The organism is Actinomyces sp. B33, assembly GCF_028437565.1.
Classification (GTDB): Bacteria; Actinomycetota; Actinomycetes; order Actinomycetales; family Actinomycetaceae; genus Pauljensenia.
This window is the reverse complement of the sequence record NZ_JAMRYR010000005.1, coordinates 50,933-73,032: the sequence shown is the minus strand read 5'-3', so window position 1 is coordinate 73,032 and position 22,100 is coordinate 50,933. Positions and strand designations below refer to the sequence as shown.

Sequence of the window (22,100 nt, the reverse complement as noted above, 5' to 3'; positions counted from 1 at the left end):
AGGCCCTGTCGATCACGGCGGCCGGGGCCGCCCTCGCCGGAGCAACTGGGCCAGGGTACCTCAGCGGCGCCCCGGCGGACGAATCAGTCGAAGAGGGATGTGACGGAACCGTCGTCGAAGACCTCGCGGATCGCGCGGGCGAGCAGCGGCGCGATCGACAGGATCGTCAGGCGGTCGAAGCGCTTGTCCACGGGGATCGGCAGGGTGTCCGTGATGACGACCTCGTCGGCGCCGGACTCGGAGAGGCGACGGGCCGCGGGGTCGGAGAGGATCCCGTGAGTGGCGGCGATGATGACCTTCGAGGCCCCCGCGTCGGTGAGGACCTTGACGGCCTCGGTGATCGTGCCGGCCGTGTCGATCATGTCGTCGACGAGGATGCACTGCTTGCCGGCGACGTCGCCGACGACCCGGTTGGCGACCGCGACGTTCGGCCGGGTCGTGTCGCGCGTCTTGTGGACGAAGGCCAGCGGGCATCCGCCGAGCTTGGACGACCACTTCTCGGCGACGCGGATGCGCCCCGCATCGGGGGAGACCATGACGGTGTTGGCCAGGTCGACGCGCGTGCGCACGTAATCGACGAGGACGGGCATGGCGAAGAGGTGGTCGACGGGGCCGTCGAAGAAGCCCTGCTCCTGGGAGGCGTGCAGGTCGACGCTCATCACCCGGTCGGCGCCGGCCGTCTTGAACAGGTCGGCGACGAGCCGCGCGGAGATCGGCTCGCGGCCCTGGTGCTTCTTGTCCTGTCGGGAGTACGGGTAGAAGGGGGCGACCGCGGTGATGCGCTTGGCCGACGCCCGCTTGGCGGCATCGATCATGATGAGCTGCTCCATCAGCCACTTGTTGATGTCGCCGGTGTGGGACTGGAGGACGAACACGTCGGCGCCCCGCACGGACTCGTTGAAGCGGACGTAGATCTCGCCGGAGGCGAAGTCGTAGGCGGTGACGGGGGAGACGCCGCAGCCGATCTCCTCGCCCACCCGATTCGCCAGGTCCAGGTGCGCGCGCCCAGACACGAGGACGAGGCTCTTCTCTCCGCTGGTGACCAGTCCGCTCATGCGGCGTTCCTCCCTATGCCCCGATGGATCGGGCTCTTTCAGGACCTGTCAGCCCCTCCGATGACGCTGAATGGTGGGACCATCGTATCGGTTGGGACGACCGCGTCCTCCACCCATGCGGTGGGGATCGTCGCCCGGTCGCCCACTTGCGCGGCTTTGAGCGTAGCGGCGGGACCGATCTCACACCCGGAGCCGATCGTCGTCGTCCCGCGCAGGCACGTGCCCGGCAGGATCGTCGTGTCCGCGCCGATGACGACGTCGACGTCGATCCACGTCGAGGAGGGGTCGACGATCGTCACGCCGGCGCGCATGTGGGCCAGGCAGATCCGTCGGTTGAGCTCGGCCCCGAGTTCGGCCAGTTGAGCGCGGTCGTTGCACCCCTGGCACTGCCAGGCGTCGGCCAGTTCGAGGGCGCCGGCGCTGCGCCCGACGGGGGCCGCGGCGGCGAGGACGTCCGTGAGGTAGACCTCCCCCTGGTCGTTGTCGGAGCCGACCGACGCGAGGGCGTCGCGCAGGAAGTCGGCGTCGAAGGCGTAGATGCCGGCGTTGATCTCGGTGATGGCGGCCTGCTCGGCGGTGGCGTCGCGCTGCTCGACGATGGCGGTGACGACGCCGGTGGCGTCGCGGATGATGCGCCCGTAGCCGGTGGGGTCGTCGACTCTGCTCGTCAGGACGGTGACGGCGTTGCCCTGGGATTCGTGGGCGTCGACGAGGGCCGCGAGGGTGCCGGTCGACAGCATGGGGACGTCGCCGTAGGTGACGAGGAGGGTCCCGTGGACGGGGCCCTCGGCGGCGTCGAGGGCCGTCAGTCCGCAGAGGACGGCGCGCCCGGTCCCGGGGATCTCGTCCTGGTCGGCGATGAGGGCGTCGGGCGCGACGCGGGAGATCTCGGCGGCCACGAGGTCGCGCTGGTGGCGGACGACGGCGACGAGGCGTCCCGGGTTCAGGCCCGCCCCGGCCCGCAGGGCGTGGCCGATCATCGACAGTCCGGCGACGGGGTGGACCACTTTGGGCAGGTCGGAGCGCATCCGGGTCCCCTGGCCCGCGGCCAGGACAATCACTGCTGCGGGTCGGGTCATCGTCGTCCTCCGTGGTCGGTGCCTCCCGAATCGCTCCGCCCCCAGGACTCGAACCCGGACCAAAGGCACCAAAAACCCATGTGCTGCCGTTACACCAGGGCGGATCGCTCGGAAGCGATTGTGCCACATGCGAGGGGCTCCCCGGGTCCGGGCCCCGCCGGCCCAGACGCCCCTCCCCCGTCGCCCGCCCCCGGACCGGCGGGTGGGATACTGGCCCCATGGGAGAGAAGCGCACGAGGATGAGCGGCTTGGAGCGCCGCGAGCAGTTGGTGGCCGTGGGGCGCTCGCTCTTCGCGGACCGGGGGTTCTCGGCGACGAGCGTCGAGGAGATCGCCGCCCGCGCGAAGGTGTCCAAACCGGTGATCTACGAGCACTTCGGCGGCAAGGAGGGGCTGTACGCGGTCGTCGTCGACCGCGAGGTCCACGCCCTGCTCTCCCAGGTGTCGTCCTCCCTGGAGTCCTCCGACCGCCCCCGGTTCGTCCTGGAGAACGCGGCGCTGGCCCTCCTCGACTACATCGAGTCGAATACGGCGGGGTTCCGGGTCCTCGTGCGCGATGCGCCGACGGAGCAGGCGCTCGGCTCCTACTCGTCGGTCTTGGGGGACGTCGCGGCCCGCGTCGAGCACGTCCTCGCCGACCAGTTCCGCCGGTCCTCGTTCGACCCGGGGTGGGCGCCGCTGTACGCGCAGATGCTCGTCGGGCTCATCGCCCAGGTCGGGCAGTGGTGGCTCGACGATCGGCGGATGAAGAAGGACGAGGTCGCCGCCCACGTCGTCAACCTCGTGTGGAACGGGATGCACAATCTGCGCCCCGCTCCCGGGCTGAGGATCCGTCAGGAGTAGGGCGCGGGGCCGGTCGCCGCCCCCTCGTCCCGCTCGGCGCCGTTCCTCTCGACGTCGAGTATCTTGGTGGTATGACGGCACACGGCATGGACGAGGTCGACGGGATCGTCTCGGCGTGGCGGCGCGAGCGCCCCGACCTCGACACGTCGCCGATGTCCGTGCTCTCGCGCGCCTCCCGACTGGCCCGTCACCTCGACCTGCGCCGCCGCACGGTCTTCGCCGACCACGACCTCGAACCCTGGGAGTTCGACGTCCTCGCGTGCCTGCGCCGCCTCGGCCCCCCGTACGCGGCCACCCCCGGGCAGATCCTCGCCGAGCTCCTCGTCTCCTCGGGGACGATGACGAACCGGATCGACCGCTTGGAGTCTCGCGGCCTCGTCGCCCGCTCCCCCTCCGCGCGCGACCGGCGCGCCATCGTCGTCACCCTGACGCCCTCCGGGCGCGGCCTCGTCGACGAGGCCCTCGCCGCGCTGCTCGCCTGCGAGGAGGAGATCCTCTCGCCCATCGACGACGCCGATCGGGACGAGGCGACGCGGCTGCTGCGCGCCCTCCTCCTCCCCCTCGAATCGGCGGACGCCGCGCGTCCGTCGAAGACGCGCTGAGGGCGCCCGGGCGGGCCCCGGACGCCCTCGACGAGTCCCTCGACGGGTCAGCGCAGCTCGAAGGAGAGGCAGTCCGCCGTCATCGCGCCGACGCGGATCGACTCGGCCGTGCACTCCAGCGCGGAGTTGTGGACGCAGTCGGCCTTCTGGCAGGCGCCGACGACGGACGTCACCGTGTCGAGGCCGCCCTTGATGGACAGCGGGATGAACGTCGTGCACGTCTGCGCGTAGCCGACGGTGATGGCGGCGGCGCCGCAGCTCTTGGTCTTGTTGTAGGAGCAGCTCTCGACGGAGCAGTCCAGAACGCGGGGCATGTCGGTGGTGGCCATGTCGATTCCCTCCTGCGAGTACTCGGGGCCGACCGGGGCGATCGGCGTCGTCCCCATTCGACCCCCGATTTCAACAAGCGTCCACCATCCCCCTATTCACGCAGGTCAGAGCCTATTATTAGGGCGAGTTGCCCAGGGGCATTCCCCACCGACGGCATCACTATTTACGCGACATTGACGGCCCGATCCGTGACGTAAATAGGGAAGAGCAGCCTCACCGTCCCCCAGTCGGCCCGCCCCTCCTCAGCCCCGGAGCGCCCCCTGCGCGCGGCTGCGCCCACAGCCTGCACGGCTCACTCCAGGAGCTCGGCCGCCGCGAGCCACGCCTCCTCCAGCTCGTCGATCCGGGCGAGGACCCCCGCGTGCTCCGCCGACGCCTCCGTCAACTCACCCACCGCCGATGGATCCGAGACGGCCCTCTCGGCCAGGGCCGCGAGCCTCGCCTCGAGGGCCCCCGCCTCGGCGCGCAGCCGATCGAGGCGCCGCTCGATCCGATCGGCCTCCTTCTTCGCCGCCCGCCGGGCCGCGGAGTCCGACGGTCCCGCCCCGGCCCCATCCGCCGACCCGGCGCTCGTCGTCCGCGACGCGCCCCCGGAGGACCGGCCCCCTCCGGGCCCCGGCGCCTCGTCGGCCCGCCGGCGCAGATCCAGGTACTGCTCGACGCCGCCGGGCAGCGCCCGCACCCTCCCGTCCCCCAGGAGGGCGACCTGGTGGTCGGTGACCCGCTCGAGGAGATACCGGTCGTGGGAGACGACGACGAGGGTCCCCGGATAGGTGTCGAGGAGGTCCTCCATCGAGGCCAGGGTGTCGGTGTCCAGGTCGTTCGTCGGCTCGTCGAGGAGGAGGACGTTCGGCTGGGCCATGAGCAGGCGCATCAGCTGGAGGCGCCGCCTCTCCCCGCCGGAGACCTCCGCGACGCGCGTGTACGCGCGCTGGCGGGTGAATCCCATGCGCTCCGTCATCTGCGCGGCGCTGACCTCCCGCCCGTCGACGAGGCACGTCTGGGCGACCTCGGCGACCGCCTCGACGACCCGCAGGTCCGCGAGGGCGTCGAGTTCGCGGGTGTCCTGGGACAAGGTCGCGACCTCGACGGTCTTCCCCCGCTTGACCCGGCCCGACGTCGGCTCCAGGTCGCCCCGCAGGAGGTTGAGGAGGGTCGTCTTGCCCGCCCCGTTGACGCCGACGACCCCGACTCTCTCGCCGGGGGCGAGCCGCCACGTCACCGAGTCGAGGATCCGCGCGGTGGAGCCGTCGGGCCGGGGGAATTCCACGGTGACGTCCTCGAGATCGAGGACGTCCTTGCCCAGGCGGGCCGTCGCCATCGCGACGAGTTCGACGGCGTCGCGCGGCGGCGGCACATCCGCGATCAGCGCCTCGGCGGCCGCGATGTGGAACTTCGGCTTCGACGTGCGCGCCGGAGCCCCCCGCCGCAGCCACGCGAGCTCCTTGGTCAGCAGGTTCGCGCGCTTGCGGGCGACGACGTCCGCCTGACGCGCCCGCTCGGCGCGGGCCAGCGTGTAGGCGGCGTAGGAGCCGTCGTAGATCTCGACGCGGCCGGCCGTCTGGGGCCGGTCCCCGCCCGGGTCGACGCCCGGCACGACCTCCCAGATGTGCTCGCACACGGCGTCGAGGAACCAGCGGTCGTGGGTGACGGCCAGGAGGGCCCCCGTCGATCCGGGGCGGGAGAATCGGGCGCCCAGGTGGTCGGCGAGCCAGGCGACGCCCTCGACGTCCAGGTGGTTCGTCGGCTCGTCGAGGCACACGATCTCGGACTCGGCGGCGAGGACCCGCGCCAGGGCGACGCGTCGGCGCTGCCCGCCGGACAGGTCGCCGACCCGCGAGTCCAGGGGGATATCGGCGAGGAGCCCGGCGTGGACGTCGCGCACGCGCGCGTCGGACGCCCACTGGTACTCCCGGGCGCCGGGGTGGACGGCGTCGACGACGCGCAGGGCCGCGTCCAGGCGGTCCGCCTGGTCGAGGACGACGACGCGGACGCCGTCCCGACGGGTGACGCTCCCCGAGTCGGGCTCCTGCGCCCCGGCGACGAGCCGCAGGAGCGTCGACTTGCCCGCCCCGTTCGGCCCGAGGATGCCGACGCGCGACCCGTCGTCCAGGCCGACGGTGACGGCGTCGAGGAGTCGGCGCGACCCGGCCATCGCGCCCGCCGCCTGGGTGCCGAGCAGGTGCGCCATCAGGCCGCCTCGTCCGATTCGACGCGGGCGCCCGGCGCGGGCCCCGAGACGGCGAGGGCGCCGCGCACGCCGGGCAGGCCGCGGACGGCGGCGGCGAGACCGCGGGCGTGATCGGCGTCGCGGGCGAGGGCCGCGACCGTCGGGCCGGAGCCGGAGACGACGGCGGCCAGGGCCCCCGCCTCGCGCGCCCCCCGGAGGACATCGTCCAGGCGCGGGCGCAGGGAGAGGGCCGCGCCGGTCAGGTCGTTGACGAGGACGTCGGCCAGGCCCTCGGCGGGGCCCGTCAGGGCCGCGACCTCCGCCTCGTCGGGGACGACGAGGGGGGACCAGCGCCCGCCGGGTCCCCCTGCCTCGTCGAGGGCGCGGAACACCTCGGGGGTGGACAGCCCCTCGTCGGACAGGACGATCGCCCAGTGGTGCTCGGCGCCGCCCGGGTCGGCGAGCGCCTCCATCCGGTCGCCGCGCCCGGTGCCCAGGGCGATGCCGCCGACCAGGCACGCGGGCACGTCGGCCCCGAGGGTTCTCCCGATGGCCTCGAGCCGCCCGGCGTCCAGTCCGATCCCCCACAGGGCGTTGCAGGCGACGAGGGCCGCGGCCGCGTCCGCCGACCCCCCGGCCATGCCCCCGGCCACCGGGACGCGCTTGTCGACGCGGATCGACACGCCGGCCGCCGTGTGCGCCCAGGGGCCGGCGGCGGCCAGGCGCTGCATGACGCGGACGGCCCGCACCGCCAGGTGGTGCTCGTCGGGCACCCGCCGCATGAGGTCCGTGGCCCGGGGGTCGACCGACCCGTCGGGCAGGTAGGCGGTGGTCTCGACGCGCACGCCCGGGGTCCGCGACGTGCGCACGGCGACGGTCTCGCGCACGTCGAGGGCCTCGAAGACGGTGACGAGGGGGTGGAACCCGTCGGCGCCGGGCGGGCCGACGCGCAAGGTGAGATTGACCTTCCCGGGCGCGGAGGCGACGACTTCACGCATGGGGCCGCTCCCGGCTCGCGTCCGCGTCGCCGACCGGGTCGGGGCCGGCCCCGTCGTCCTCGGCGGGGGCGCCGGCGCGCGGGTCGACCCGCCGGGCGACGACCCCCGAGGCGCGCAGGTCGAGGACCGCCCTCCCCAGGCGGACGAACTCGTCGATGCCGAGGGTCTCGCCGCGCGCGGACGGGTCGATCCCGGCCTCGTCGAGGAGCGCCTCGGCGGCGCTCGGCGAGCCCGCCCACGTCTTGAGCGCGGCGCGCAGCGTCTTGCGCCGCTGCCCGAAGGCCGCGTCGCACACCTCGAACGTCGCCCGCCGCAGGGCGGCGCCGCCGCGCGGCTCGCCGGTGCGGCGCAGGCGCACGAGGGCCGAGTCGACGTTCGGCACCGGCCAGAACACGGTGCGCCCGATGGTGCCGGCCCGCTCGACATCGCCGTACCAGGCGGCCTTGACCGACGGGACGCCGTAGGTGCGCGACCCCGGGCCGGCCGCGAGACGGTCGGCCACCTCGGACTGGACCATGACGAGGACGTCGGTGATCGACGGGAACGATTCGAGCATCGCCAGGAGCACGGGGACCGCGACGTTGTACGGCAGGTTCGCGACGAGACGGGTCGGGTCCGGCCAGTCGACCCCGAAGTCGGCGGGGCCGGCGATCTTCGTCGCGTCGAGGGCGACGACGTGGAGGCGGTCGGCGGCCTCGGGCATGCGGGCGCGGACGGTCTCGGGCAGGGCGCGGGCCAGCGGGGGGTCGATCTCGACGGCGCGGACCCGGGCCCCGGCCTGGAGGAGCGCGAGGGTCAGGGAGCCGAGGCCGGGCCCGACCTCGACGACCTCGTCGCCGGCCTCGACCCCTCCGGCGCGGACGATCCGCTGGACGGTGCCCGCGTCGTGGACGAAGTTCTGCCCCAGGGCCTTCGTCGGGCGGATGCCGAGGGCTTCGGCGATCGCCCGGACCTCGAGGGGGCCGAGCAGCCCGGAGTCCGACGGCCGGGCGCCGTCGGGCAGGGTCGGGTCGGTGCGTCGCTGAGGCGTTCGGTGAGTGCGGCTACGGGTCACGGGGCGAGTCTAGTCGAGGCCGGACGGGCCCCGGCGGGCGGGTCAGTACCAGCCGACGGAGTTCGAGTGGGCCCACGCCCCGCAGGGGGTCCCGTAGCGGCCCGCGATGTAGCCCAGCCCCCAGGTGATCTGGGTCGCCGGATTCGTCATCCAGTCGGCGCCGGCCGAGGCCATCTTCGATCCGGGCAGGGACTGGGGGATCCCGTAGGCGCCGGAGGAGGCGTTGCGCGCGTAGGGGTTCCACCCGGATTCGCGCTGCCACAGGTTGAGGAGGCACTGGAACTCGGCGTCCGACCACCCGCGGGCGGCGACCATCTGCTGGGCGATCCCCCGGGGGTCCTCGCCCGAGTACGTGCCCGACGGCGCGGAGCCCGTCGACGCCGCGGCGGAGGAGAGCTTCTTGCGGTAGCGGACCGAGGTCGTCCCGTCGGCCTCGACGGCCTCCTCGAGGGTCGCCGTCGGGTCGAGTCCGGCGGCGGCGAGGCTCTCCGGGGTCGCCTCCTTGGTTCCGCGGGTGAGGACCTGGGCGACGGGCTCGGCGACGATCTTCTCGTCGAGGACGGCCTCGTGGACGGTCCTGCCGTCCTCCGTCTCGCGCCACACGGTCCGCTCGAGGGAGCCCGCGGAGCCGAGGGAGGTCACCTGGGACTCCCCGATGAACATCGTGTCGCTCGTCGTCTCGGTCTGCTCGAAGTCGATCGGCACGGTCTCGGTCACGGTGCCGCGTCCGGCGCGTTCGACGGCGACGGTCATCTGCCCCGCGGCGTCGGCCGAGACGCTCACCCGGTCGAGGGGGCCGACGCCGATGCCCGCGGAGTCGAGGACGGCCCGCGCGTCCTGGCCCTCCCGGGCGACGACCTGCGCGGTCTGCCCGTCGGCCTCGACGTCGACGCTGCGGGCGCGGGCGACGAGGGGGGTCACCTCCTGGCGGGTCGAGGAGCGGTCGGCCGCCAGGGAGACGGTGGCGCCCAGGGCCGCCGAGTCGGCGAGGATCGCGTCGGCGGAGGACGAGGTCGACCAGATGGTCCGGGCGACCCCGTCGACGGCGACGGTGTGGGGGCGGGCCGTGCGCACGACGACCGTGCCCCCGTCGGGGACGGATTGGCCGCGCGCGGGCTGGACGAGGTCGTGGTCGGCGGGGGTGATGCCGGCGGCGGCGAGGATGTCGCCGACCTCGGAGGTCCACGAGGAGACGGGGCGGACCACCCCATCGACCTCGACCATGACGTCGGTGCGGGACTGGGCGATGCCCACGCCGGCCGTGCCCAGCAGGAGAGCGGTCGACCCGGCGACGGCCCCGAGGACGGTGCGGCGGGCGGGCTCGAACCCGCCGATCCTGGCGCCCAGGGATGCGGCGGCGCGGGCGAGGGTCGCGGTCACTGGATGGGGCACGCGGGTCTCCTGATCGTCATGGGGGCGCCGCGGCGGCGGCTGATGCAAGCGTAATCGATTCGTGATCTTCGCGGGTAGTGGACGAGGGGAGGATCACGGCGCCAGAACGACCGGTCCGCACCCAGGCCCGCCCGCGCGGGCGCCCACCCCCGATCACTCCCCTCCGATCAGTACGGCGAGCAGCCCCACTGGCCCCAGCCCGACCGGGCCTGAAGCATCTTCGCCCGGGCCAGCTGCTCCTCCGCGGAGGCCTCCGACGGCAGCCCCGTGCCGCCGACGGACTGCCACGTCGGAAGCGAGAACTGATACATCCCGTAATAGCCGTTGCCCGTGTTCGTCGTCGGATTCCCGCCCGACTCGCACTGGGCGATCCTCGCGAACATCGCGTCGAGATCCGACCCGCCGACCGCGGTCGCCGGATACCCCGCCGCCCCGGCCGCAGCAGCGGCCTTCTTCGTCCCGACCGAGACGACCCGCGCCACCGGCTCGACCCGCTGGGTCGACACGACGACGTCGACGACGGCCTCGCCGTCCACCGTCTCCCGGTAGGACGTCGTCGTCACCGACCCGTCCGCCCCCTCCTGGACGACCGCGCGCACGCCCTCGAGCGCCTCCGCGTCCTCGCGCTCCTCGACGCCGTGCGGGATCGCCTCGGTGGAGGTCACCGCGCCGCGGGTCACCCGCTGGACGCGCACGGCCAGGTCCTCCCCCTCGGATACGAACTCGACGCGGTCCAACGGGGACGCCTCGACGCCCGCCTTCGCGAGGATCTCCTCGACCCCGTCGCCCGCCGCGACGACGACCTCAGACGACTGCCCGTCGGCATCGACCCGGACCGGGCCCCCGCGGGAGGACACCGCCAGCGCCTCGCGAACCGTCGACCGATCCGCCGCCATGACGACCGACCCGCCGGCGATCCCGTCGAGGACCTCGTCGGCGCTGCCCGCCGTCGACCAGGCGCTGACATCGCGCCCGTCGACCTCGACCCGGTACTCGACGGCCGTCCGCACGACGACGGTCTGGCCGTCCGCCAGCGACTCGGCGACCGCCGGCGCGACCAGATCGTGCGCGCCGACGCTCACCCCTCCCGCGTCCAGCGCGTCGCCCACCGTCCGGAAGAACCCGGAGACCGGCTGGGAGACCCCGTCCACCTCGACGGTGACGTCCTTGTGGGACAGGGCGACGGCCGTCGCAGCGGTGCCGGTGAGGGCCAGGCCGAGAGCGGACGCCGAGGCGATAACGGCGCGCCGCGAGAGGAGGGAGAGGACCACGGGTCTCCAGACGTCGAAGGATCCGGAATCGGCCGACTCGCCCGGGGCGAGTCCGCTCGGGACCGGACGGAACACTCCCACCGTACGGGATCCCCCTCTCCGCGGGCGCGCGTCATGGGAAGAATCACCCCCGAGAGCCCCGCCCCGGGCGCCTCACCAGGAGCCGTAGACCCTCCGCGACGTCGCCATCAGGGTCTCGCACGCCTCGGCCTCGTCGACGCCCCACAGGTCAGCGATGACGCGCACCGTGTGGGCCATGACGTACGACGAGTTCGGGCTCCCCCGATGGGGCACGGGCGTCAGGTAGGGGGCGTCCGTCTCGACGAGGACGAGGTCGCGCGGCAGGACCGCGAGCGCCCGGCGCAGGTCCTCGTTCGCCGGGTAGGTCAGGGTCCCGGAGAAGGACGCGTACCAGCCCCTGCGCGCCAGGCGCTCCGCCATCTGCGCGTCCCCCGAGTAGCAGTGGAAGACGATCGGCTGGTCGTCGGCCGCCTCCTCGTCGAGGACCCCCAGGGTCTCGGCGTGGGCGTCGCGATCGTGGATCTGCAGGGGCAGGCCCGCCCGCTCGGCCAGGCGCAGATGGGCGCGGAAGGACTCGGCCTGGGCGTCGCGCCCCGCCTCGCCGGTGCGGTAGAAGTCCAGGCCGGTCTCCCCCACGGCGACGACCATCGGGTCGTCCAGGCGCCGTTCGACCTCGGCGAGGGCCTCGTCCAGGGGGACGTGGTGCTCCTCGATGCGGGGGGTGAGGCCGTCGGGCGAGGGGTCGGCGCACCCGGCGTGCAGGGCGGCCTCGTTCGGGTGGATCGCCAGGGCGACGCGCACGCCCTCGTGGGCGCGGGCGAGGGCGATCATCGGGTCGAAGTCGGGCAGCTCGCAGGCGCTCGACACCTGCGCGACGACGCCGGCCGCGCGGGCGCGGCGGATCTGCTCGTCGAGGCCGAGGCGCACGCCGTCGGCCCGGGGGATCTCCCCCTCGTGAACGGGCAGGTGGGTGTGGTTGTCCATGACGGGAGCGGCCAGGGGCGCGGGCTCGTCGGGCCAGGTGCGCGGCTTGCGGCGGCTCACGCCCTCACCCCTCCTGCTCGTCGGGGCGCTTGGCGGGGACGAGGACGAGGGGGCGGCGGGGCGCGCGGAACCCGTTGACGGGCGCGTCGTCGGCGTATCCGAGGGCGAACCCGGTGATGAGGCGGTAGTCGTCGGGGACGTCGAATTCGGCGTCGACCGGGCCCCTCCACGTGGCCAGCGTCCCCAGCGCGCACGAGTCGACGCCGCGGGAGGCCGCCGCGAGGAAGAGCGTTTGGAGCATGAGCCCGGCGTCGAGGGCCGCGAAGGGCATGAGGCCCTTGTGGACGAAGACGAACCCCATGACGGGGGCGTTGAAGGCCCGGCAGTTGGCGCGGGCGGCCTCGTCCCGCGCGGCGCGATCCTCGCGGGCGATGCCCATGTGGGCGTACAGCCCCGTGCCGACCTCGACGCTGCGGGGGCGCAGGTCGGCGGGGTAGCGCCTCCACACCGGGTAGTCGCCGTCGGGGATCTTCCCGGTGAGGACCATGCGGGCCATGGAGCCGCGCTTCTTGTGCTGGACGTCGAGGGTCTGGTCGAAGCGCTCGACGTAGGCGGCGCGCAGCCGGTCGGCGCGCGCCCCGGTGGCGAGGGCCACCTGGTAGGGGCGGGTGTTCGACCAGCTGGGGGCGTGGCGGGCGTCGTCGACGATGGCGTCGAGGACGTCGGCGGGGACGGGGTCGGGGCGGAAGGAGCGGACGGAGTGGCGGGAGGCCGCCAGTTCGGTGAAGGGCGTTGCGGTCATGCCCGTAGCGTATGCCCGTCGTACGTCGCGGTGAAGGGCGTTGCGGTCATGCCCGTCGCGCATGCCGTCGCGCGTCGGTTCGCGTCGCGGGCCCGTCCTCGGGGCCGGGAACTGGCGGGGGAGCCGTCCGCGGTGCCGGCTCCTGTGGCGCTCAGCCCCGGTAGACGATGCCGTCGGCGACCCGGGCGACCGCGTCCTCGTCGAGGAGGGTGCGGACGATCTGGAGTCCCAGGTCGATGGCGGTCCCCATGCCGCGGCTGGTGATGATCGGCCCGTCGACGACGACCGCGTCCTCCAGGGCGGTGGCCCCCGCGTCGGCGATGGCCGTCATGTACGCGGGGTTGGCGGTGGCGCTGCGCCCGTCGAGGAGCCCGAGGTCGGCGAGGATCGACGGGGCCGCGCAGATCGCGGCGACGGGCAGGCCGTGGGCGCCGCGGCGACGGATCTCGTCGGCGACGACGGGGCTGTCGGCCAGGATCGTGGTCCCGGGCAGCCCGCCGGGCAGGAAGACCATCGCGTAGTCGGCGAGGCTCGCGTCGTCGAGGAGCAGGTCGCAGCCGATGTCGATGCCGTGGGAGGAGACGACGCGGGGTCGGCCCGCGCCGTCGGCGTCGAGGGCGATGAGGTCGGCGCGGATGCCCGCCCGGTAGAGGATGTCGACGACGGCGAGCGCCTCGACCTCCTCGAGGCCGGGGGCCATGAGGACGGCGACCGCGGCGTCCGTGGCGAGGGTATTCGGCGTGGGCATGGCTCCTCCTGGGTCGGCGGACCGGTACGGTCCCAGGCTACGCGCGACTCACTCGGAGCGCAGGGCCTCCACGGGGTCCTCGCGGGCGGCCTTGCGCGACGGGAGGACGCCGGCCAGGAGCGTCAGGGCGACGGAGATGACGACGAGGACGACGGCCGCCGTCGGCGGCAGTTGGGCGATGCCGTGGACGTCGAGGGCGCGGGCGACGACCGCGTTCGCGACGACGCACAACCCCAGGGTGATGACGACCCCCATGACGCCCGACAGGAGCCCCTCGATGACGGTCTCGGCGTTGAACACGTGCGATACGTCCCGTTTCGACGCGCCGATCGCCCGGAGGATCCCGATCTCCTTCTTGCGCTCGAGGACGGAGATGTACGTGATGATCGCGATCATGATCGACGAGACGATCAGGGAGATCGACACGAACGCGATGAGCATCCACGAGATGATGTCGATGATCCTCGTCACCGACGACATCAGCAGCCCGACGAGGTCCGTGTAGGTGATCGTCTGCGCGTCCTTGCCCTGAGCGGCCTTATCCGCGTTGTAGTCGTCGATGATGGCCTTGACCGCGTCCTTGTCCTCGAAGGACGTCGGGTAGATGTCGATCGTGCTCGGCTCGTCGACGTCCCCCCAGCCGAGTTCGGCCAGGGTCGAGTCGTAGTCGGGCCGGTCCGCCGACATCATCGTCGCCATCAGCGCCGACAGGTCCTCCGGGCTCGTGTTGATCTGGAAGGCGTCGGCCATCGCCTGCTCGTCGAAGGCGAAGGCCGAGGCCATCGACGAGGCGAAGGCCCCCATCGCGGATTCCATCTGCGAGGCGATCGCCTGTTGGACGGCGGTCATCATCTGCGTCATCGCCGCGCTCATCGCGGTCGTCGTCTGCTTGCCGAGGGCGTCGACGAGGGCCCCGCCCACCGCGCTCGACAGTCCCGCCGACAACTGACGCCCGATCTCCTGGGAGGCCCGGTCGCCGACGGTCGCCGCGATGTCGGCGAGCGCCGGGTCCTCGCCCAGCGCGGCCGTCAGATTCGCGGTCAGCCTGTCCCGGTCGATGACCTCGTCGGAGGCGAGGACCTCGTCGATCTGAGCGCGCACCGAGTCCTGGGCGAAGTAGTCGGAGACGACGGAGGCGAGGTCGACGTCGGGGGCGCCGTCCCCGTCGGCGTCGGGGGACGCGGCCGCGCGGTCGGCCGCGTATTGGGCGAAGCCCTGGGCGATGGCGGCGGCGCGCTCGGCGAGGACCCGACCGGCTCCCTCCTTGACGGCGCCGTCGGCGAGCGCCTTGGAGATGATCGTCGGGTAGTCGACGTCGGCCAGGCGCGGGAGTTGGTCGGTCAGGCCGCTGAGATCCAGGCTCGACCAGTCGAGGGCGGCGGGGTCGAGGCGGTCGCCGATCCCCGATAGGTCGAAGGCCGAGGGGTCGAGCGCCGACAGGTCCGCGCCGCTCATGTCGAAGGCCGACGGGTCGAGGCCGGACAGGTCGAGGCCGGAGGCGTCCATCCCCGACAGGTCGAGCTGGAGCTTGTCGGGGTCGATGCGGAACCCCGCCTGGAGCCTCGACTCGTCGACGGTGAAGAGCTGGGTCATATCGAAGTCGGCGCCCGCATCGGACGGGTCGTCGAAATCGGCGAAGGCCCGACCGGTGAAGACGTCCGTGTCGGGGTGGGCGATCTGGCTGCGGACGATCGGGGAGGCGGTTGCCTCGTCCATGATCCTGCGGGTCAGTTCGGGCCGGTAGGCCAGTCCCGGTTGGATGATCTGCGTGTCCTCGTCGACGGCCCGCACGACGCCGACGACCCGGAGTCGTTGCCCCGCCTCGATGGCGGCGCTCATGTGGGCGCGGTCGGAGGATTTGTCGGTCCACACCCCGTAGGCCTCGTCGTAGACGTAGCGGTCGGCGGCGTTGATCCGGGAGAACTCGACGCCCAGCACCTCGTCGAACGAGTAGGAGCCGCCGGCGGGCCGGGCGCCCTCATCGGCCGGGTCGGACGACTGCGGGGCGTCGCCCCCCGCCCCGGCGTCCGCCCGGGGACGGCCGATGGCGCCCGAGTAGTAGTCCTTCATCAGGTCGTCGAGCTCCCCATGGTCGCGCAGTCCCAGCGTGTACTCCATGAGATCGGTCATCCGCCCCGTCGAGTCGAGGACGAGGACGAGGTCGGAGTCGCTCTGCGGCCAGGTGCCGGCGAGGACCTCGTACTTGTCCTCGTACAGGCCGGCGGTGGCGGGCATCTGACTGAAGGCGTTCATCGACACGAAGGAGGAGAACGCCCCCGCCCCATAGGCGGCGTTCATCGTGGTGAACGCCTGATCGGGGCTCACCTGGACGATGCCCGGGCCGGTATCGACCTGGTAGATCTGCGGGGTCGTGTCGTACCCGTACTCGATGGCGGCGACGCGCGAGGAGATCCCTCCCCCGTCGTTGTCGAAGTAGTCCTTGAGGGCCCCCAGGTCGTTCGTCGAGGCGTTCTGGGCCATCTGGGTGAACGTCGTGCGCGTGCCGATCCTGCCGGGATCCGCCTGCTCGGCGTCGACGTCCTGCCCCTCGGCCTCGCCCATCATCGCGGTCATGTCCATCGCGGTGCGCTGGATCGACAGGGGGTAGGAGGTCAGGGCCTCCTCCTCCGTTCGGGCGATGTAGTCGTTGACGCCGTTGGCCAGGGCGAGGATGGCGGCGATCCCGATGATGCCGATGGATCCGGCGAAGGCCGTCATCACCGTCCGCCCCTTCTTCGTCATCAGGTTGTTGGCGGACAGGGACAGGGCTGTCGCCAGGGACATCGAGGTGCGGCGGGCCGGCTTGGCGTCGCGCGCCTCGCCGGGGACGGGAGCGAAGGGGGCGCTGTCGTCCTTGATCCGCCCGTCGGCGAGTTCGACGATGCGGGTCGCGTACCGGTGGGCGAGGTCGGGGTTGTGGGTGACCATGATGACGAGGCGGTCGGCGGCGACGTCGCGCAGGAGGTCCATGACCTGAATGGAGGTCGCCGAGTCGAGGGCTCCGGTGGGCTCGTCGGCCAGGAGGATCTCCGGGTCGTTGACGAGGGCGCGGGCGATGGCCACGCGCTGCATCTGGCCGCCGGACATCTGGGCGGGCCTCTTGTGGACGTGGTCGCCGAGGCCGACGTCCTCCAGGGCCTCGAGGGCGCGGCGGCGCCGTTCGGCCGGCGAGACTCCCGACAGGGTGAGGGCGAGTTCGACGTTGGCGAGGACGGACTGGTGGGGGATGAGGTTGTAGGACTGGAAGACGAATCCGATCCGGTTGTTGCGATAGGAGTCCCAGTCGCGGTCGGTGTAGTCGCGGGTGGAGATCCCGTCGATGACGAGGTCGCCGGAGTCGAAGTGGTCGAGGCCGCCGATGACGTTGAGCATCGTCGTCTTGCCGGAGCCGGACTGGCCGAGGACGGCGACGAACTCGTTGTCCCGGAAGGCGACGGACACGTCGTCGAGGGCGGTCTGGGTGAGGGAGGCCGTCGTGTACGACTTGGTGATCCCCTTGAGCTCGAGCACTCTGACCCCGATCATTTCAGACGTCTGAAGAACTCGTCCCACCCTAGTCCACGCCGCCGCAGAGGCGCCCGGCGGACGGCGGTCCCCGCCCCCGTCCGGCCCGCGCCCGCCCTCCCCGACGGGGCCGTCCCGGCTGGTGCGGGCGCGGAAGAGCGGGAGGCACGGGATCGGGGCGCGTCTCGACATGGGACGCCCCGCCGATCCCTGATCGGACCGCAGTCGACCGGATCTCCTGCCCGACGGCCCGCGCCTCGGGCGCGTCAGCGCGTCGAGAGCCGCGCGTCGAGGGTCATCGTCTGGAAGCGGTGCTCCATGAAGGCGTCGTCCCACGTCCGGTCGACCCACTCCTCGACCGGGCCCGCCGGCGCCTCGCCCGCCTGACGCGCGTACCAGCGGTCGATGGCCATCAGCGTCATCGCCCCGTTGACGAGCATCGCCAGGGCCGCCGTCGTCGTGACGACCGCCCGCCACGTCAACGGGATCGCGTCGACGGCCCTGAGCACGTCGGGCAGGAGCAGGCGGATCCACACGAGGCCGAGCAGCCCCCACGCGCAGAAGAACCCGGCGTTCGTCCGGCCGTCGACGTTGAGGAATGTCCCGGAGTAGTCCCAGGCGACGATGCCGAACGCGCTCCCCATCCACCACGACACCGCGTACTCGAAAGCGGCGCCGATCACCCCGGCGACGAGGAAGATCACGATCTTCGAATGATTCCACCAGCGGTTGAGCGCGATCGTCATCAGGAGCGCGCCGAACCCGTAGATCGGGCTGAACGGCCCCCACAGCATCCCCGCCCGGTCCTGGTACTCCCCCACGGTCAGGAGCCGCCACACGACCTCGACGACGAGGCCGAGGACGCTGGCCACGGCGAACACCCAGAACCCATTGAAGAAGTTCAACGGGATGTAGTCTCGCCTCCCCAGGTCCGAGGGCCTCTCCCAGGGGGCTGAGAAGCGCTCGTTGCGCCGCAACCGCTCATCGGTGACCGTCTGGAAGCTGACGAGGCTGAGGATCTGGAAGACGGCGATCAGGTGGAGGGCCGAGAACCCCTCGTGGACGGTGTCGACGACGACTCCGGCGATGATGGCGACGAACAGGGCGCGGGCCGTCCACCGGGCCTGGGGCAGGCGCGTGGAGAAGTCGAAGACGATCATCGCGATCGCCCCCAGGGCGATGGCCGCGAGGACGGCGATCCGAATCCCCTCGAGAAGGCCGGCGCCCGACGCCGCGGCCTCGACGAGGGCCAGCGTCAGCCGCAGTCCGGCGAGGAGGGCGGAGACGACGAAGAAGGCCCGCAGGGCCCATCGTCCGGCCCGCACGTACCGGCTCCCGGTCCGCCGGCGCGATCGGCTGCGCGCAGAGTTCACGCTCTCAGCATAGGGAAGGCCGCCGGGGCGCGCTCCCCCCCCTCGACCGCGGGTCGGCCCGCCGCCGGTCGATGCGCGCCTCGACGGCCCGCACGAGACGGGTCGAGGACGGGCGGGCCGGCCCCGTCCGTCCCGACTCGGGTCCCGTCCAGCCGGTCAGTGCCGGGCCCGCAGGCGCTCGCGCCCCGCGACCAGGGGGTCGGCGGCGGCCAAGAGGCCGGGGAGGACGAGGAGGATCAGGAGGATCGCCATCGCCGCGCCGATGGAGATCGTCCGGCAGATCTGGCCGACCGTCGGGTTCTCGAAGAGGAGGGACAGCACCCCGGTGACGACGACCATGATCGCCCCCGAGGTCGCGATCGTGTGGATCGACCCGTCGTAGGCGCCGGCCAGGGCGTCGGCGATCCCCCGGGTGCGCCGCAGGTCCCGGTAGTAGGAGACGAAGAGGATCGCGTAGTCGATCGTCGCGCCCATGAGGATGCACTGGACGATGATCTGAGCGAGGTAGTAGCTGTCGTACCCCTGCCAGCCGATGACGGTGATCGTCAGGAACACCCCGCATTGGACGAGGAGGACGAGGAGCGCCGGAACGGCCGCCGACCGGAACGTCGCGGCGATGACGAGGAAGATCGCCAGGGCCGTCAGCGCCGTGATCATCAGGTTCTCCGACCCGAAGCTGGCGGCCACCTCGTGACTGATGACGGGCTGGCCGACGAGGTGGCACTCCCGCTGCAGATCGGAGGCGCAGCCGGCGAGGATCCGATCGATGAGGGCGCTGGCCTGCGGGGAGTCCTCGGCGAGGCTCGTCTCGATGACCATGCGCGACCAGTGGGGGCCGACGAGTTCCTCGAGGGCCTCGGACAGGCGCGCCCTCGCGTCGGCGAGCATCGACCGGGCATGGGCGTCGACGGCCCCGGCGAATCGGGGGTCGTCGACGATCTCGGTGTCGATGTGCTCGAAGAGCTCGTCGATGCTCATCGTCCAGTCCGGATCGGCCCCCTCGCGCGCGCCGGCGAGGAGGAGAACGAGCTCCACGCGGTCGGCGTCCATGCCCGCGCCGGCCCCCCGCAGGAGACCGGCGAGATCCTGAGCGCCCAGGGGCCGGGCGTCGACGACGGCGTCGACGAGGGTCCGGGCCGAGCGCAGGGAGGCGGCCCGCTGCGCGCTCAGGGCCGGGCCGGCATCCGGGTCGTCGATGAGCCGGTCGTCGACGAGCCGGAGGAAGTCCTGGACGCTCATCCGCCAGGCGGACGAGTCCCCGTGGCGGGAGGCGTGCAGGAGGAAGAGCGGGCGGAGGGCGCCGGCGTCGAGGCCGACGACCTCGGCCATGTCGCGGGGGGCGAGGGCGGTGCCGGCGACGGACGCGTCGACGATCCGCGAGACCGCGGCCAGCTCGGCGGGTTCGGCGCCCGCGGAGGCGAGGAGCTCGGGCTCGTCGAGGAGGTAGTGGAGGATCTCCTGGGGGCTGGCCCGCCACGCGAGGGCGTCGGTGTCGATGCGGTCGTAGGCGTACACCAGGGCGAGGTCGGAGGGGTCGGCGCCGAGGACGCCGGCGGCGGCCGCAGGGGTCAACCCGGTCCGGTCGACGGCCAGGTCCATGACGGTGCGGGCCTGCCGCAGCCTGGCCAGGGCCTCCGGGCCGATGGCCGAGGCGAGGGGGTGGGACGGGTCGGCGGCCGCGTCGACGAGGGCCCCGGTGAAGTCGCGCAGGCTCATCCGCGCGGTCGCGGGGTCCTGCCCGCGCGCGCCGGCGAAGGCCGCCAGGGCGGAGGAGGCGGTCGCCTCGTCGAGACCGAGGGCCCCGGCCAGGGAGGGGGCGTCGAGGGGAGCGCTGGTGGCGGCCTCGTCGACGAGGGGGGCGAGGGCGTCCGCGCGGGAGAGGCCCTCCTGGTCGAGGCGCCCGGCGAAGAGGGGGTTGACGGCGATGTCGCCGCGGATGAGGTCGACGAGGTCGGGCAGCGTCATCGTCTGGGAGTCCATGCCCCCGCGGGCGGCCTCGTGGGCCATGAAGACGTAGCCCATCGGCTCTCGCTCGACGCCGAGCCGATCGGCGACCCGCTCGTAGGAGGCGCGCCGGGCCATCGCGCCGACGTCGGTCAAGGAGGAGAGTCGCTCGAGGTCTCGGCGCGCGGACGCGGGCAGCGCCGAGGAGTACCGGGGGTCGGGGAGGACCTCGAAGGAGGCGAAGGAGGCGAAAACTGGGAGAGTGAGCGTCCCGGGGTCGCGGGAGGGGTCGGCGATGGCGTCGGCGAGGAGGACGTCGCGGGCCTCGGCCTCGCCGATCGACAGGAAGCGGGCGAGGTCGGCGGCCCCCATCGGGGCGGTGAGGGCGGCGGGATCGGAGAACTTCTCCGCACGGGCGAGGCCGGCGGCGTCGGACGCCGTGAGGCCGCGCGCCGCCATGGGGGTGGAGGCGAGCGCGGAGGCCTCGGAGAGGAACTCGCCGGGAGCCATCCGTTCGAGCCCCGTCCCCCCGTGGGCCGTGTAGTAGACGAGGTCGAGCATCGTCGGGTCGATCGCGGACCCCTCCCCCATGCCCGCCAGGGCCTCGCGCATCTCGCCGGCGGTGCGCTGGCGCCCCAGGGTCGACGGGTAGGAGATCAGCGAGACGACTCCGTCCTCGTCCTCGATGGCGTCGGCGAGGCGTCCAGCGGCGGCCTCGTCGGAGTTCTCGTAGAGGAGGACGAGGCGGTGCCTCTGGCCGAAGACCTCCGCGATGGGGTCGCGCGAGTCGAGGGCGTAGGCGACGGGGGTCGCGGAGGCGGTGACGGCGCTGAGGGCGAGGAGGGCGACGAACCCCGCGGCGATGAACGCCCGGAGCCGGTAGCCCAGGCCGGCCAGCGGGGCGAGCCGGGGATTCGGGTGGGGCTTGGCGGTGGCGTCGATCCACCGATCGCAGGCGAGCAGCAGGGCGGGCAGGACGGTGAGGACGGTGAGGAGCGACCAGGCGACGCCTTTGGCGAGGACGATCCCGAAGTCGGCGCCGATGCGCATGGACATCGCGCAGAGCATGAGGAGGCCGACGACGGTGGTCAGGGCGGCTGAGGCCATCGAGGGGAGGGCCCCGCGGATGGCCTTCGTCATCGCGTCGGGCCTCGAGGCGGTCGCGGCCTTCTCCTGCCGGTACCTGTTGGCGAGGATCATCGAGTAGTCCATCGACAGGACGAGTTGGAGGATCGGCCCGATGGTGAAGGTGACGTCGGCGACGGACCCTCGGATGATGTTGGTGCCGAGGTTGCAGACGACGGCCATGCCGATGGCGATGAGGAAGAGGAGCGGCTCGACCCAGGAGGCGGTCATGACGACGAGGATGAGGGCGAGCAGGGCGACGGCGGTGAGGGCGATCCACGCGGGCAGCTCGTCGGCCGCGGAGGGGTCGTCGGAGACGCGGGTCATGTCGGCACCCGCGAAGAGGTTGTCGACGCCGCGCTCGATGGCGGCGAATTCGTCGGAGTCGTAGGCGGCGCCGGTCGATAGCGTGTAGAGGGCGCGGTCGCCGCTCAGGTGCCGGTCGTCGCGCGCGAAGTCGACGGCGCCGACGCCGGGGATGTCGGCGAGGGAGTCGGCGGCCGCGTCCTCATCGGCGTCGCTCAGCCCAGTGAGCATGACCCGCAGGGTCGAGGTCCGCGAGGAGTCGGGGAACTCCTCCTCCATGATCTCCATGCCCCGGCGCATCGAGGAGTCCGCGGGGAGGAGCTCGGCGGGGTCGGTGATGATGCCGACCCGGGGGGCGAGGAATCCGCAGAGGACCGTCACAGCGGCCATGACTGTGACGATCAGCGCGCGCCTGTCGACGATCAGGCGGGAGAGTCGCGTCAGCACAGTGTTTCCTCGTCCCTCGTGGAGCATCCGCTTCGATCGTAGGCGATACTGGA

General features: G+C 72.9%; 16 protein-coding genes and 1 tRNA gene. 2 read left to right on the top strand and 15 right to left on the bottom strand.

Features of this window, described 5'->3' with window-relative positions:
• Window positions 1-83 precede the first annotated feature (83 nt).
• The 3 genes from M3T53_RS08565 to M3T53_RS08555 all read right to left on the bottom strand — a co-directional run bounded on the left by M3T53_RS08565 (window position 84) and on the right by M3T53_RS08555 (window position 2,238).
• Window positions 84-1,055, bottom strand: coding sequence for a ribose-phosphate diphosphokinase (locus M3T53_RS08565; protein ID WP_272434104.1), 972 nt, complete (start codon window positions 1,053-1,055; stop codon window positions 84-86).
• A 38-nt stretch (window positions 1,056-1,093) separates the two neighbouring features.
• Window positions 1,094-2,134: a bifunctional UDP-N-acetylglucosamine diphosphorylase/glucosamine-1-phosphate N-acetyltransferase GlmU gene (locus tag M3T53_RS08560; protein ID WP_272434103.1), complete on the bottom strand. Its 1,041-nt coding sequence runs from the start codon at window positions 2,132-2,134 to the stop codon at window positions 1,094-1,096.
• A 33-nt stretch (window positions 2,135-2,167) separates the two neighbouring features.
• Window positions 2,168-2,238: transfer RNA gene (locus M3T53_RS08555), tRNA-Gln, on the bottom strand.
• Window positions 2,239-2,352: 114 nt separating this feature from the next.
• Between M3T53_RS08555 and M3T53_RS08550 the strand changes: the two genes are divergently transcribed.
• Both M3T53_RS08550 and M3T53_RS08545 read left to right on the top strand, forming a co-directional pair.
• Window positions 2,353-2,976, top strand: coding sequence for a TetR/AcrR family transcriptional regulator (locus tag M3T53_RS08550; RefSeq protein WP_272434102.1), 624 nt, complete (start codon window positions 2,353-2,355; stop codon window positions 2,974-2,976).
• Between the two features lie 71 nt (window positions 2,977-3,047).
• On the top strand, window positions 3,048-3,578 hold the full coding sequence (locus M3T53_RS08545; protein WP_272434101.1) for a MarR family winged helix-turn-helix transcriptional regulator: 531 nt from the start codon (window positions 3,048-3,050) through the stop codon (window positions 3,576-3,578).
• 47 nt (window positions 3,579-3,625) lie between these two features.
• Here M3T53_RS08545 and M3T53_RS08540 read toward each other — a convergent pair whose 3' ends face one another.
• From M3T53_RS08540 to M3T53_RS08485, 12 genes are all read right to left on the bottom strand, one after another.
• The gene (locus tag M3T53_RS08540) at window positions 3,626-3,907 is read right to left on the bottom strand and encodes a DUF1540 domain-containing protein (protein WP_272434100.1); all 282 of its coding nucleotides are present in this window, start codon (window positions 3,905-3,907) and stop codon (window positions 3,626-3,628) included.
• Between the two features lie 293 nt (window positions 3,908-4,200).
• A complete protein-coding gene (locus tag M3T53_RS08535; protein WP_272434099.1) occupies window positions 4,201-6,099 on the bottom strand; it encodes an ABC-F family ATP-binding cassette domain-containing protein in 1,899 nt (632 codons plus the stop codon).
• Window positions 6,099-7,076: a 4-(cytidine 5'-diphospho)-2-C-methyl-D-erythritol kinase gene (locus M3T53_RS08530; protein WP_272434098.1), complete on the bottom strand. Its 978-nt coding sequence runs from the start codon at window positions 7,074-7,076 to the stop codon at window positions 6,099-6,101. The genes M3T53_RS08535 and M3T53_RS08530 overlap by 1 nt, the downstream gene beginning before the upstream one ends.
• The gene (rsmA, locus tag M3T53_RS08525) at window positions 7,069-8,130 is read right to left on the bottom strand and encodes a 16S rRNA (adenine(1518)-N(6)/adenine(1519)-N(6))-dimethyltransferase RsmA (RefSeq protein WP_272434097.1); all 1,062 of its coding nucleotides are present in this window, start codon (window positions 8,128-8,130) and stop codon (window positions 7,069-7,071) included. The genes M3T53_RS08530 and rsmA overlap by 8 nt, the downstream gene beginning before the upstream one ends.
• Window positions 8,131-8,172: 42 nt before the next feature.
• Complete coding sequence (locus M3T53_RS08520) at window positions 8,173-9,522, bottom strand: ubiquitin-like domain-containing protein (RefSeq protein ID WP_272434096.1); 1,350 nt, start codon at window positions 9,520-9,522, stop codon at window positions 8,173-8,175.
• 167 nt (window positions 9,523-9,689) lie between these two features.
• The gene (locus M3T53_RS08515; RefSeq protein ID WP_272434095.1) at window positions 9,690-10,793 is read right to left on the bottom strand and encodes a resuscitation-promoting factor; all 1,104 of its coding nucleotides are present in this window, start codon (window positions 10,791-10,793) and stop codon (window positions 9,690-9,692) included.
• Between the two features lie 153 nt (window positions 10,794-10,946).
• Window positions 10,947-11,858 carry a TatD family hydrolase gene (locus M3T53_RS08510; protein ID WP_272434094.1) on the bottom strand — a complete coding sequence of 304 codons (912 nt, stop codon included), beginning with the start codon at window positions 11,856-11,858 and terminating at the stop codon, window positions 10,947-10,949.
• A gap of 4 nt (window positions 11,859-11,862) precedes the next feature.
• Window positions 11,863-12,600, bottom strand: a complete 738-nt coding sequence (locus tag M3T53_RS08505; protein ID WP_272434093.1) for a nitroreductase — start codon at window positions 12,598-12,600, stop codon at window positions 11,863-11,865.
• Window positions 12,601-12,751: 151 nt separating this feature from the next.
• Window positions 12,752-13,348, bottom strand: a complete 597-nt coding sequence (locus M3T53_RS08500) for a DJ-1 family glyoxalase III (RefSeq protein ID WP_272434092.1) — start codon at window positions 13,346-13,348, stop codon at window positions 12,752-12,754.
• A gap of 48 nt (window positions 13,349-13,396) precedes the next feature.
• Window positions 13,397-16,858: an ABC transporter ATP-binding protein/permease gene (locus tag M3T53_RS08495; protein ID WP_272434237.1), complete on the bottom strand. Its 3,462-nt coding sequence runs from the start codon at window positions 16,856-16,858 to the stop codon at window positions 13,397-13,399.
• Window positions 16,859-17,118: 260 nt separating this feature from the next.
• The gene (locus tag M3T53_RS08490; RefSeq protein ID WP_272434091.1) at window positions 17,119-18,225 is read right to left on the bottom strand and encodes a putative ABC transporter permease; all 1,107 of its coding nucleotides are present in this window, start codon (window positions 18,223-18,225) and stop codon (window positions 17,119-17,121) included.
• Window positions 18,226-18,381: 156 nt separating this feature from the next.
• Window positions 18,382-22,047: an MMPL family transporter gene (locus M3T53_RS08485; RefSeq protein WP_272434090.1), complete on the bottom strand. Its 3,666-nt coding sequence runs from the start codon at window positions 22,045-22,047 to the stop codon at window positions 18,382-18,384.
• Between the last annotated feature and the right edge of the window lie 53 nt (window positions 22,048-22,100).